At 63.9% G+C, this 11,978-nt stretch carries 9 protein-coding genes; 4 read left to right on the top strand and 5 right to left on the bottom strand.

The window, feature by feature from the left end; translation table 11 throughout:
• Nucleotides 1–105 precede the first annotated feature (105 nt).
• Together RMN99_RS07180 and RMN99_RS07175 are read right to left on the bottom strand one after the other, a co-directional pair.
• Entirely contained in the window at nucleotides 106–1,470 is a 1,365-nt protein-coding gene (locus tag RMN99_RS07180; protein WP_309622621.1) for a L,D-transpeptidase family protein, read from the bottom strand.
• Nucleotides 1,471–1,684: 214 nt separating this feature from the next.
• Nucleotides 1,685–2,278, bottom strand: a complete 594-nt coding sequence (locus RMN99_RS07175) for a TetR family transcriptional regulator C-terminal domain-containing protein (protein ID WP_309622620.1) — start codon at nucleotides 2,276–2,278, stop codon at nucleotides 1,685–1,687.
• A 60-nt stretch (nucleotides 2,279–2,338) separates the two neighbouring features.
• On the opposite strand from RMN99_RS07175, the gene RMN99_RS07170 reads away from it, so the two are divergent.
• The gene (locus RMN99_RS07170; protein ID WP_309622619.1) at nucleotides 2,339–3,526 is read left to right on the top strand and encodes an aromatic ring-hydroxylating dioxygenase subunit alpha; all 1,188 of its coding nucleotides are present in this window, start codon (nucleotides 2,339–2,341) and stop codon (nucleotides 3,524–3,526) included.
• 124 nt (nucleotides 3,527–3,650) lie between these two features.
• On the top strand, nucleotides 3,651–5,249 hold the full coding sequence (locus RMN99_RS07165) for an NAD(P)/FAD-dependent oxidoreductase (RefSeq protein WP_309622618.1): 1,599 nt from the start codon (nucleotides 3,651–3,653) through the stop codon (nucleotides 5,247–5,249).
• On the opposite strand, the gene RMN99_RS07160 is transcribed toward RMN99_RS07165, so the two are convergent.
• Nucleotides 5,203–6,510 carry an amino acid permease gene (locus RMN99_RS07160; protein WP_309622617.1) on the bottom strand — a complete coding sequence of 436 codons (1,308 nt, stop codon included), beginning with the start codon at nucleotides 6,508–6,510 and terminating at the stop codon, nucleotides 5,203–5,205. The genes RMN99_RS07165 and RMN99_RS07160 overlap by 47 nt on opposite strands.
• A 137-nt stretch (nucleotides 6,511–6,647) precedes the next feature.
• Between RMN99_RS07160 and RMN99_RS07155 the strand changes: the two genes are divergently transcribed.
• Nucleotides 6,648–8,294: a sulfotransferase gene (locus tag RMN99_RS07155; protein WP_405029553.1), complete on the top strand. Its 1,647-nt coding sequence runs from the start codon at nucleotides 6,648–6,650 to the stop codon at nucleotides 8,292–8,294.
• Nucleotides 8,295–8,403: 109 nt separating this feature from the next.
• Nucleotides 8,404–10,968 carry a TonB-dependent receptor gene (locus RMN99_RS07150; RefSeq protein WP_309622615.1) on the top strand — a complete coding sequence of 855 codons (2,565 nt, stop codon included), beginning with the start codon at nucleotides 8,404–8,406 and terminating at the stop codon, nucleotides 10,966–10,968.
• 54 nt (nucleotides 10,969–11,022) lie between these two features.
• On the opposite strand, the gene RMN99_RS07145 is transcribed toward RMN99_RS07150, so the two are convergent.
• Nucleotides 11,023–11,490, bottom strand: a complete 468-nt coding sequence (locus RMN99_RS07145; protein WP_309622614.1) for a YbaK/EbsC family protein — start codon at nucleotides 11,488–11,490, stop codon at nucleotides 11,023–11,025.
• Entirely contained in the window at nucleotides 11,487–11,948 is a 462-nt protein-coding gene (locus tag RMN99_RS07140; protein ID WP_309622613.1) for a low molecular weight protein-tyrosine-phosphatase, read from the bottom strand. The genes RMN99_RS07145 and RMN99_RS07140 overlap by 4 nt, the downstream gene beginning before the upstream one ends.
• Nucleotides 11,949–11,978 lie beyond the last annotated feature (30 nt).

Here is an 11,978-nt window from a genome sequence, read left to right as displayed (position 1 = left end):
CCCGACCACCCGTTAAAGGTACCCTGTGGGTGTTCGGGCCGGGGGAGCGGGCCGGCTAGGCCAGGAAAACCCGAACGGGTTTTCCGCACCGCCGTCAGGCGGAAACTACAATGGATTATCCAGCTTGATCACCTTTTCGGTGGTCTTGCGCTTGCCATCCCACAGCTTGCGCGGGGCGGCGAAGCTGGCCAGCACCTTGGTATCGCGGCCATAGAGATCCTTGAACGTCCCCATCTTGCCATTGATGTCGGTCGCCATGGTGAAATACATGATATAGACCGGGAAAGTCCTGGTCATCGGCACCAGCGTGTACTTGCCCGATCCGGCGATCGCGACCAGTTCGTCAGTGGTCTTGCCGGCGCCCAGGATCGCCATGGTCATGCCCAGTTCGGTCGCGCGCTCGGTGCGCACGCAGCCGTGGCTGAGCGCCCGGTAAGCCTGACCAAACAACCCGCGCGAGGGGGTGTCGTGGATGAAGATCGCGTGCGGGTTGGGCATGTCGAGCTTCATATAGCCCAGCGAATTGCCCGCTCCCGGTTGCTGGACGACGGTTATCGTGCCGTCCTTGGCCCTGGTCACCTTGTAGTTTTCACGCGCCGCCTGTGCCGGGTTGCCGATCAGCCGCTTGCCAAGGCCTTCGCCCACCACGATCGATTGCGGCACCGTCCAGGTGGGGTTGAACACCACGCCCTTGACCACGGCAGCCAGTTGCGGGGTGGCGGTCTTGCCAACCTTGCCGACAATCGTGCGGTATGACCGGATGATCGCGTTATCGACCGTCAGCCGGAGCTGGAATTCGGGCACGTTGGTGAGCAGGTAATACTTGCCCAGCTCGCGCGGCAACCAGCGCCAGCGATCAAGGTTGATCTGGATCAGGCTGCGCTTGGCCTTGTTGGCCGCCGGGGTCACCGCCAGCACGCCTTTCAGCGCGGCATAGTCAGGCGCGGTGGGGGCCAGCGCGGCCACAGTGCCCGACACATCGTGACTGGCCAGCGCGCGTTCCATCATCGCATGGGTCGGATTGGTATCGACATCGGTATCGACCACGAACCACTGTTCGCGCGAATCCATCCGGGTGCGGCCATCGCGCATGTCCTCGACCAGCCAGGCAAACGATTTGCTGGCCTGGGCATCAAGCGCGGCACCGGGGCCTGCGGCAATTGCGGCGCGGAGCTTTTCGGGCTGGTAATCGGCGGCGATCAGGCCATCGGCGTCAATCCCCTGGATGGTGCCGAGCAGCGCCTGGGCATCAGCCACGCTCCAGGTCAGGGTCGGCTCATCGACCGGCGCGGGCGCGGTCACCGCAGCCGGGGTGGCCGGGGTAGCGACCGGTGCCGGGCTCGAACTCGGACTTGGAACAGGCTCAGCCTGGGGCGCAGCCCACAGCGCGGCGGAACTCAGCATGCTGCCCAGCACCAGCGCCATGCCCAGCTTGCGGCGTGCGCCAGGCTTGCCTGCGGTCGATTTCATTTCGTCGTACTCCAAACGGTTCGTCGCTGTTTATGCACGTTTCGGCGCAGTCAATCAAGCAATTGCAAGGCCATTATCCCGCACCGCAGACGATTTCGCAACAGCGCGGCACGGCTGCAACACTTCTGCGATGAATAGGGCGTTTATGGCCACGATTGCTTGGTCGAATGCGCCAAGAAAACATCGGATCGCTGCCGATCCTGCAGGCGCGCGATCAGGTCAGCCGGCGCAGGGCAGCACGGGCAATGGCCTGCGCTTCGCCGCCGGCAAACGTGCCCGGAGACAGGCACAGTTCAAGCCACAGCCCGTCGATCAAGGCGGTGATCGCGATGGCGCTGCGGCGGCGATCGGCCTCGGGTGTCCCGCAGGCGCCAAGCAGGTCTTCGAGCCGCGCGCGGAACGCGGCATACTGCCGGTCGTGCTGGCGGGCGATATCGGCGCGGGCGCGCACCAGGCTCCAGAACGCGATCCAGGTCGCCAGCAGTTCGCCGCTGGCCACCGGCGCGCGGAAGCTGGCGGTGACGAAGGCATCCAGCCGCGCAGGCGGATCATCGCCTGCCGCATCCAGCGCGGCGTCGATCGCGGCGCTGACCTGCGCCTCGACATGGGCATAGGTTTCGGCGACCAGCGCGTCGATCCCCGCGAAGTAATGTCCGACCAGCCCCGGCGAGACGCCTGCCTCCAGCGCAATCGCGCGCACGCTGGTGCCCGCAGCGCCCTCGCGCGCCAACACCCGCGCGCAGGCGGCGATCAGGCTTTGCCGCCGGGCATCCGGCTCGGCGCGGGTATAGGCGGGCTTCGCGGTCACTTGCAGCACCCTAGCACTTGTTGTACGATCGTCCAACAAGGGAAACGGGATTCGCCGCCTATGACCAAGCTCGACCATGCCTTTGCCGAAATCGACGGCCATGATGTCGATCCCGACGCCGATTTTTCGCTGCCCGGCTGGATCTACAAAGACGCCGAATTCATGCAGCTGGAAATCGACCGGATTTTTCGGCCGTCCTGGCAGATCGTCTGTCATGTCAGCGAAGTCGCCAATTCCGGCGATTACCAGACAATCGAATACGCCGGTGAGAGCGTGGTGGTGATCCGCGGCGAAGATGGCCAGGTGCGCGCCTTCACCAACGTCTGCCGCCACCGCGCGATGCGGCTGGTCGAAGGCCCGGCGGGCTGCACCAAGAAGCTGGTCTGCCCCTATCACGCGTGGACCTATGCGATCGACGGGCGGCTGACCGGCGTGCCGATGAAGGGCGAATACCCGTCGCTCAAGCTGGAAGAAAACGGGCTCACCCCGGTCGCGCTTGAGATCTGGCACGGGTTCATTTTCGTGCGGCTGGAAGATGCCGGTTTCCCCAGTGTCGCCGAAATGATGGCACCGTTCGAAGCCGAGGTGGCGCGATACCGCTTCGCGGAGATGCGTCCGATGGGTCCGGTACGCCAGCGCCCGCGCGATGTGAACTGGAAGAACGTCGGCGATAACTATTCGGACAACCTGCATATCCCGGTGGCGCATGACGGGCTGAACCGCCTTGTCGGCAAGACCTATCGGATCGAAGCGCATGGTTGGGCCGACCGGCTTACCGGCGATGTCGTCAAAAACGACAAACAGAACTTCTGGGAGAAGGTTTACGGCGCTTACATGCCCAAGGTGGAGCACCTACCTGACGAGGCACACGGTCGCTGGCTCTATTACAAGCTGTGGCCCAACATGGCCTTCGATATCTATGCCGATCAGATCGATTTCATGCAGTGGATCCCCACCGGGCCGACCACCTGCATGTTGCGCGAAGTGGCTTATTGCCTGCCGGATGACCGCAGGGAAATGAAAGCGGTGCGCTATGCCAACTGGCGGATCAACCGCAACGTCAATGCCGATGACACCTGGCTGATCAGCCGCGTCCAGCAGGGCATGGCCAGCAAGAGCTATGGCACCGGGCCGATCGCCAAAAGCGAGGTCTGCCTGCGCAGCTTCGCCCGCAAGATCCGCGCGCTGATCCCTGAAGCAAGGCAGCCGTTCGCGCCTGCGCCAGGGTGGAGCGCGCGGTACAAATAGAGTGGCCCACCCCCAACCCCTCCCGCTAGCGGGCGGGGAGCACGTTGAGCCAAACGCAACACAGTCCCCCTCCCGCTTGCGGGAGGGGTTGGGGGTGGATCTGTCCGCCTCTGAGGAGAAGAAGATGACCAAGACCTATGACGCGATCATCATCGGCGGCGGCCACAATGGCCTGACCTGCGCCTTCTATCTCGCCAAGGCGGGCATGAAGGTGCGGGTGCTCGAACGCCGGCATATTGTCGGCGGCGCGGCGGTGACCGAGGAATTCCATCCCGGCTTCCGCAATTCGACCGCCAGTTATACGGTCAGCCTGCTGCGCCCCAAGGTGATCGCCGACATGCGGCTGCACCACTACGGCTACCGCGTGATCGAACGCACGATCAGCAACTTTTTCCCGTTCGAGAACGACTATGTGAAGCTCGGCGGCGGCGCTGGCCGCACCGAAGCGGAGTTTGCGCGGTTTTCCAAAAAGGATGCGGCGGCTTATCCGGCCTATGATGCCGCGCTCGAAAAGGTCGCCAATGTGCTGCGCGATCTGAGCTTGCAGATCCCGCCCAATGTCGGCGGCGGGCTCAGCTCGCTGGTCGCGGCGGCGAAGCAGGGCTGGCCGATGGCCAAGATGGACATTTCGGTCCAGCGCGATCTGCTCGATATCTTCACCAAATCGGCGCGCCAGTTCCTCGATGGCTGGTTTGAGCATGACTATGTGCAAAGCGCCTTCGCATTTGATGCGGTGGTCGGCAACTACGCCGGGGTCTCCACCCCCGGCAGCGCCTATGTCCTGCTCCACCACGTGTTCGGCGAAGTGAACGGCAAGCTGGGCGCCTGGGGCCATGCGGTTGGCGGGATGGGCGCGATCACCCAGGCGATGGCGCGGGCCTGTGAAGATGCCGGGGTCGAGATCAGCCTTGAGGCACCGGTGGCGCAAGTGCTGGTCGATGGCGGCAAGGTTACCGGCGTGAAGCTGGAAAGCGGAGAGGAAATCGCTGCCAGCATAGTCGCCTCGAACGCCGGGCCGGCGCTGCTTTATCGGCAACTGGTCGACCAAAGCGATCTGGACGATGATTTCAAACGCCGGATCAAGGGCTTCAAGACCTGTTCGGGCACGTTCCGGATGAACGTCGCGCTGTCTGAACTCCCCTCGTTCAGCGTGCTGCCGGGCAAGCAACAGGCCGAACACCACACCGCTGGGATCATTATCGCGCCGGGGATGGATTACATGGATCAGGCCTTCATCGATGCCCAGCAGCACGGCTGGTCGAAGAAGCCGATTGTCGAGATCAAGATCCCCTCAACGGTCGACGACAGCCTTGCCCCGCCGGGTCAGCACGTCGCCTCGCTGTTCTGCCAGCAATTTGATCCGGCGGTCGATTGGGACACGCACCGCGAGGCGGTGGCCGACATGATCATCGATACGGTCAATGATCATGCCCCCAATTTCAAGGCCAGCGTGATCGCCACGCAGATCCACTCACCACTCGATCTGGAGCGCAAGTTCGGGCTGATCGGCGGCGATATCATGCACGGCACGATGGGGATCGACCAGCTGTGGGCGGCGCGCCCGGTGCTGGGGCATGGCGACTATCGCGGCCCCATCAAAGGCCTCTACATGTGCGGCGCGGGGACCCATCCGGGCGGCGGCGTAACTGGCGCGCCGGGGCACAATGCCGCGGCGGCTATTCTGGCGGACCGGCCATTGCTGAGGAAGATCTTGCGGTCTTAGGCTTGCGCACCGCGAAGACATAAAGCGGGATGGCGGTCAGCATCAGGACAATGCTGAGGCCGAGCGGCTCGAGCCCGGAGCCCCACAGGACCCAGCCGGAGGCGGCCAGGCCGATAATTGCGGCGAGACGCACCAGTCCGAGCTTGAGTGCGGCGAGGCAGGCGCCGAAATAGAGCCACACCGTCGCTGCCGTGGTCAGCTGGAGCATGAAAGTCAGCACCCCGGTGAAGCCGGGGATCGCGCCCGAAAGGATCAACGCGCTGGCGAGCAGGCTGGAAAGCAGCACCGCCGTGGTCGGGACATCGCGCCCGCTGGTGCGCCCAAGGAAGCTTGGCAGCAAGCCGGCCCGGGCCATGCCGAGCGGGACTTCGCCCTGCATCAGCACCCAGCCGTTGAGGCAGCCGATGGCCGAAATGGCCGCAAAGGCCGCGACGATCAGGCTTGCCCCGCGGCCCCAGAATTGCTCGACAAACAGCGCGATCGGCGCATCCGATGCGGCGACCACAGCCGGCGGCATCGCAAAGACGATCCCGTTGGAGATGATCACATAGAGCACACCGGTGAGCGCGGTGCCCCACATCGTTGCGCGCATCACGTTGCGCGCCGGATCGCGGACCCGTTCGGCAGCGAGCGAGGCGCTTTCAAACCCGACCATCGGGAAAAAGGCGAGCGTCAGCGCGGTGGTAAATTGATCCGCCGCGAACGGGGCCTGCTGGTGCGCCGTGAAGCTTGCGGTATCGGCAAAGCTCAGTCCGACCAGGATCAGCACCACCGCGATCAGCGGCAGCAGCTTGAGCAGCGTGGTCGCCACCTGAAACCGTCCGGCCCCGCGCGCACCGCCCAGGTTGAGCGCGGTCAGCGCCCAGACCAGCGTGGTTGCACCCAGCGCGGTGGCGAGCGGGCTGGCGGTGAGTGCGGGCACGAATGTCGCAAGATAGCGGATTGCCGTGAGCGCGATGATCGCATTGGCCGAAACGATCCCGACCCAGTAGCTCCACCCCACCAGCACGCCCGGCAACGGCCCGATCGCGTCGCCGACGATTTCGACAATCCCGGTTGCGCCGGGATGCGCAGCGGTCAGGCGCGAGAGGACATAGGCCAGCAGCATCGCTGCGGGGATGGCAACCAGCCAGGCCAGCGCCCCGGTCCAGCCGTATGGCGCAAGCTGGGCCGGCTGGACGAAGATGCCCGCCCCGATCATCCCGCCTACAACCAGTGCGGTTGCGGTCCAGAAGCCAAATGGGCGGTTGCTTTCTGTCATGGCCGTAAATTTCCCCTCCCGCTCGCGGGAGGGGCCGGGGGTGGGCCAGTCCGCGAACGCGAACCAAACTCCCAGCCCTGACTCACCCACCCCTAACCCCTCCCGCAAGCGGGAGGGGGACTATTGCAACCTATCGCTTGATTGCGGCGCGTCACCATGTTTCTGCTGCGCGCATGGCAAGTGTCACCACCCGCTCCTGGCTTGAGCGCCTCGGCAAGTATCACCCGCGCCTTATCGAGGCGGCGGTGGCGCTCAACGCCAATGACTTGCCGCGCGCCGAACCGCTGCTGCGTGCGCATCTGAAGGACGATCCGTTCGATGTCGCCGCGATCCGGATGTTCGCCGAACTGGCCGGGCGGATCGGGCGCTACAAGGATGCCGAAAACCTGCTGCGCCGCGCGCTCGATCTGTCGCCGGCCTTCACTGCGGCGCGGGCCAATCTGGCACTGGTGCTCTACCGGCTCAACCGGCCCGAAGAGGCGCTGGAACAGCTGGCGCAGGTATCGCAGGAGGAACCCGGCAATTCCGGCCATGCCAACCTGCAAGCCGCAGCGCTTGGCCGGATCGGCGAGTTTGAGGAGGCGCTGGGGCTATATGAGGCCGTGCTCAAGCAAGCGACCCGGCAGCCACGGATCTGGATGAGCTATGGCCACATGCTCAAGACCGTGGGCCGCGCCGACGAAGGCGTAACGGCCTACCGCAAGGCGATCGAACTCATGCCCGAACTGGGCGAAGCCTGGTGGAGCCTGGCCAACCTCAAGACCGCCAGGTTCAGCGAAGCCGATATCGCCGCGATGGAAGGCGCGCTGGCGCGGGGCAATATTGCCGACGAAGACCGCTTCCACCTCGACTTTGCATTGGGCAAGGCACTTGAGGATCGCGGCATGGCCGAGGCCGCTTTCGCGCACTATGCCAAAGGCAATGCGCTGCGCCGCGAAGCGCTCGACTATGATCCGGACGAGACCACGCGGTTTGTCGACCGGATGATTGCGGTGGCCACGCCCGAACTGTTCGAAGCCGCCGCCGGGCTGGGCTGCGATGCGCCCGATCCGGTGTTCGTGCTGGGCATGCCGCGCGCCGGATCGACGCTGGTCGAGCAGATCCTTTCAAGTCACAGCCAGATCGAAGGCACGAGCGAACTTCCCGACTTGCCGGTGCTGGCCCGCCGCGCACCGAACTATCCGGCCGATCTGACAGGAATGACCGGCGACCAGTTGTTCAGCCTGGGCGAGGAATACCTTGGGCGCACCCGAATCCAGCGCAAGTCCGACAAGCCGCTGTTCATCGACAAGCTGCCCAACAACTGGGTCCACGTGGTGCTGATCCGGCTGATCCTGCCGAACGCCAAGATCATCGATCCGCGGCGCCATCCGCTGGGCTGCTGCTTTTCGAACTTCAAGCAGCATTTCGCGCGCGGTCAGGGCTTTTCCTATGCGTTGGAAGACGTGGGCCGCTATTACCGCGACTATGTCCGGCTGATGGCACATCTTGACCGGGTCCAGCCCGGCGCGGTCCACCGCGTGACCTATGAAGACATGGTAGACCACACCGAACGCGAAGTGCGCGCGCTGCTGGGTTACTGCGGGTTACCGTTCGAACCGGCCTGCCTCGAATTCCATAAAACCGAGCGCGCGGTGCGCACCGCCAGCTCCGAACAGGTGCGCCAGCCGATCTTCCGCGAAGGCACCGAAGGCTGGAAGAAATTCGACGCGCATCTCGGCCCGCTGCGGACCGCGCTGGGCGATGTGCTCGATTGCTATCCAGGAGTGCCAAAATCGTTGTAAAAGTGTCACGCCGGGCGCGGTTTGCGCAATTTCTTAACGGTCCGTGCTTGACGGAAGCTTCGACAAGAATGAGGCTTCGACGAAAGACTTTCGGGGTCAAGGGGAACATATGTCCAAGCGTCACTTCCGCAGCACCTTTGCGGCACTCGTAACCAGCACCGCGCTGGTCGCCTTTCCGGCCTTCGCGCAGGATACCCCGGCTGCAGAGGAGGCTGCGGTCAACCCGGACATCGTGGTGACCGCGCAGAAGCGTTCGGAAAGCCTGCAGAACGTGCCGATCTCGATCACGGCGCTGGGCACCAAGAAGCTTGACGAACTGGGTGTCTCGAACTTCAACACCTATTCGCAGCAGCTCCCCTCGGTCTCGGCGCAATCGGGCGGCACGCCTGGCACCAACGTGATCTATATGCGCGGGGTTGCCTCGGGCGGGGACGGCAACCACTCGGGCTCGCTGCCTTCGGTCGGCGTCTACCTTGATGAACAACCGGTCACCACGATCGGCGGCAACCTTGATGTGCACGTCTATGACATTGCCCGGATCGAGAGCCTGTCAGGCCCGCAAGGCACGCTTTATGGCGCGTCTTCGGAAGCCGGCACGATCCGCATCATCACCAACAAGCCCAGCACCAAGGGGATCGACTGGCGCTTTGATGCCGAGGGCAACACCGTTGAGCACGGCGGACAGGGCGGCAAGCTGGAAGGCATGTTCAACCTGCCGCTGGGCAATGCCGCAGCGCTGCGCGTTGTCGGCTTTTACCAGCGCGATGCCGGGTTTATCGACAATGTTCCGGGCACGCGCACCTTCTGCGGCACCACCACCTATGACGGCAATGGCGATGTCAACGGCTGTATCCGTGACGGAATCAGCGTGAACAACGCAGCCTTCGTCGGCGAGGATACCAATTACACCGATACCTACGGCGGCCGAGCAGCGCTGCTGGTCGAACTGGACGACAACTGGACCGTGACGCCCGCGGTCATGTATCAGGAAACCAAGAGCCACGGCTCCTACGCCTACGATCCCTCGGTCGGTGATCTGCAGTACCAGCATTTCTTCGAAGATTCGCGCGATGACAAGTTCATCCAGGCGGCGCTGACCATCGAGGGCAAAGTGGGCAACTGGGACGTGACATATGCCGCGGCCTATCTTGACCGCAAGACCGCGTCGTCAAACGACTATACCGACTATTCCGAATCCTATGACAGCTACTACGAATCGCTTGGTGGGCTGGCCTACTACTTCGCCTATGTCGATAGCGGCGGGAACACGATCGATCCGCGCCAGAAGGTGCTGGGGACCGATCACTTCAAGAAATTCAGCCAGGAACTGCGCTTTGCCTCGCCGTCGGACAATCCGGTGCGCTTCGTGGGCGGTGCGTTCTATCAGTACCAGTCGAACGACATCCACCAGGACTACCAGATCACCAATCTGGGCCCCACCGTTTCGGTCAACGGGCTGCCGGGTACCCTGTGGCTGACCGAACAGCACCGGATTGACCGCGACTATGCGATGTTCGGCGAAGTCTCATTCGATCTTGCGCCAACCGTCACCGCCACGATCGGCGGGCGTGCGTTCTATTATAACAACGACCTGATCGGGTTCTTCGGCTTTGGCCGCGATCCGGCCGGAGACTGGACGGCTTCACCGCCGAACGCCGCCTATAGCCCGGGGACCGGGGTGGCCAGCTGCTTCACCACCAACGGTGAGCGTCTCTATACCAAGGATTCGAATGGCGACTGGATTCGCACCGGATCAAGCACGCTGGTTGCCCCCGTTGTTGCTGGCACTCCCTGCACCAATCTGGGAACCTATTCGAATGGAACAGTCGTCCCAACGGTGGCCAAGGACCACGGTTTCACCTACCGCGCCAACCTGACCTGGAAACCCAGCCGCGACCTGCTGTTCTACGCCACTGCCAGCCGCGGGTTCCGCCCCGGCGGGATCAACCGGCGTGGCGATTTCGGTGCTTACCAGCCCGATTACCTTCAGAACTACGAGCTGGGCTTCAAGACCACCTGGGCCGATGGCAAGGTGCGGCTGAACGGCGCGATCTATCAGCAGGAATGGAAGGACTTCCAGTTCAGCTATCTGGGGCCGAACAGCTTTACCGTCATCATCAATGGACCGGATGCGCGGATCAAGGGTTTCGACCTTGATCTGTCTGGCAATTTCGGTCCGCTGTCGATCAACCTCGCCGGGGCCTATACCGACGCCAAGATCCAGCAGAACCTTTGTCATGAATTCGACCCGACATTCACCTGCATTCTGATTCCGGCAATTGGGTCTACGCCAGCCGTAACCGATATCGACGCGCCGGCCGGCACGCGCCTGCCGATCACGCCGCAGTGGAAGATGAGCGGGACGATCCGCTACACCGTGCCGGTCGGCTCGGCCAAGGGCTTCGTGCAGCTCAACGGCATGTACAAAGGCTCGGCCCCGTCGGATCTGCGCCTGGCGAACAACGCGCTGCAGGGCGATCTGCGCAGCTTCAGCACGCTCAACTTCTCGCTGGGTGCCGATTGGGACAAGTTCAACTTCGAATTTTTCGTCTCGAACCTGACCGATGAACGCGGTGATCTGTCGCGCTTCGTCCAGTGCGGGTTGTGCACCCGGACCTACATCGTGCCAACCCAGCCGCGCACCTTTGGCGTGCGGATCGGTGCCAAATACTAGGCTCTGAATTGAGCATGGCAGGGGGCCTGTCCGGAAACGGACGGGCCCCTTCGCTTATTCGGGCAGCTTGCAGATCGTTACCCAGCGCGCGCCGATGATTTCGGCCAGGCGCCGGGGCTCAACCTCGACCGAACTGGTCTGGGTGCCGGCGGCAGGAAAGACAGTGCCGAAGGCGAGCAGCGAGGTATCGGCCACGATACTCAGCGCTTGGCTCAGCCCGAACGGGCAAACCCCGCCCACCGCATGGCCGGTGGCAGCCAGCGTCGCCTCGGGATCAAGCATGCGCGGACGCCCGCCCAATTCGGCCTTGCACAGCGCATTATCCAGCCGCGCATCGCCGCGCGTAACCAGCAGCATGATCTCCTCACCTACCTTGATGGCCAGCGTCTTGGCAATCCGCGCCGGTTCCACGCCCAGCACATCGGCGGCTTCGATCACCGTCGCGGTTGAGCGCGAATGGTCGATCAGCCCCAGATCGGGGGCGTGCTCTGCCAGCCACGCCAAGACGCTTTCACCGCTCATCGCCGCAGGAGCTCCACCAGACCGCGCGCCGCCGCGCTGACCTCGTCCCAGGTCACCTCAAAATCCTCTTCGGCACCGTACCACGGATCAGCCACCGATTGCCCTTCGCGCCCGGGAACCAGATCGAGCAGCAGTGCAAGGTGCGCGGTGTGGGCCGCCGGGGCAACCCGCCCAAGGTTGGCAAGATTCGATTGGTCGAGCGCGAAAATATGGCTGAACCGCGTGAAGTCCGCCGCTTCGGCCTGCCGTCCGCGATAGCCCGCAAGGTCGATCCCGAATTTCGCTGCGGTGCGGATCGCGCGTGGATCGGGCGGTTCGCCCACATGATAGTCAGCCGTGCCGGCGCTGTCGGCCACCGCTGCCAGCCCGGCGCGCGCGGCTTCGGCGCGGAACGCGGCCTCGGCCAGCGGTGAGCGGCAGATATTGCCCAGACACACGAACAGCACGGCGGGCTTCAAGCCCCCCCTCCCGCGTGCGGGGGGGGGCGG

The sequence above is a fragment of the Novosphingobium sp. genome (genome assembly GCF_031417815.1).
In the GTDB taxonomy this organism is placed as follows: domain Bacteria; phylum Pseudomonadota; class Alphaproteobacteria; order Sphingomonadales; family Sphingomonadaceae; genus Novosphingobium.
Note: the sequence above shows the minus strand (reverse complement) of the source record. Positions and strands in the feature narration are given on the sequence as shown.

Excerpts from the sequence above, each read along its gene's own strand:
- RMN99_RS07180 (WP_309622621.1), bottom strand. The coding sequence starts at position 1,470 with ATGAAATCGACCGCAGGCAAGCCTGGCGCACGCCGCAAGCTGGGCATG.
- RMN99_RS07145 (WP_309622614.1), bottom strand. The coding sequence starts at position 11,490 with ATGAGCGGTGAAAGCGTCTTGGCGTGGCTGGCAGAGCACGCCCCCGAT.
- RMN99_RS07170 (WP_309622619.1), top strand. The coding sequence starts at position 2,339 with ATGACCAAGCTCGACCATGCCTTTGCCGAAATCGACGGCCATGATGTC.
- RMN99_RS07160 (WP_309622617.1), bottom strand. The coding sequence starts at position 6,510 with ATGACAGAAAGCAACCGCCCATTTGGCTTCTGGACCGCAACCGCACTG.
- RMN99_RS07150 (WP_309622615.1), top strand. The coding sequence starts at position 8,404 with ATGTCCAAGCGTCACTTCCGCAGCACCTTTGCGGCACTCGTAACCAGC.
- RMN99_RS07165 (WP_309622618.1), top strand. The coding sequence starts at position 3,651 with ATGACCAAGACCTATGACGCGATCATCATCGGCGGCGGCCACAATGGC.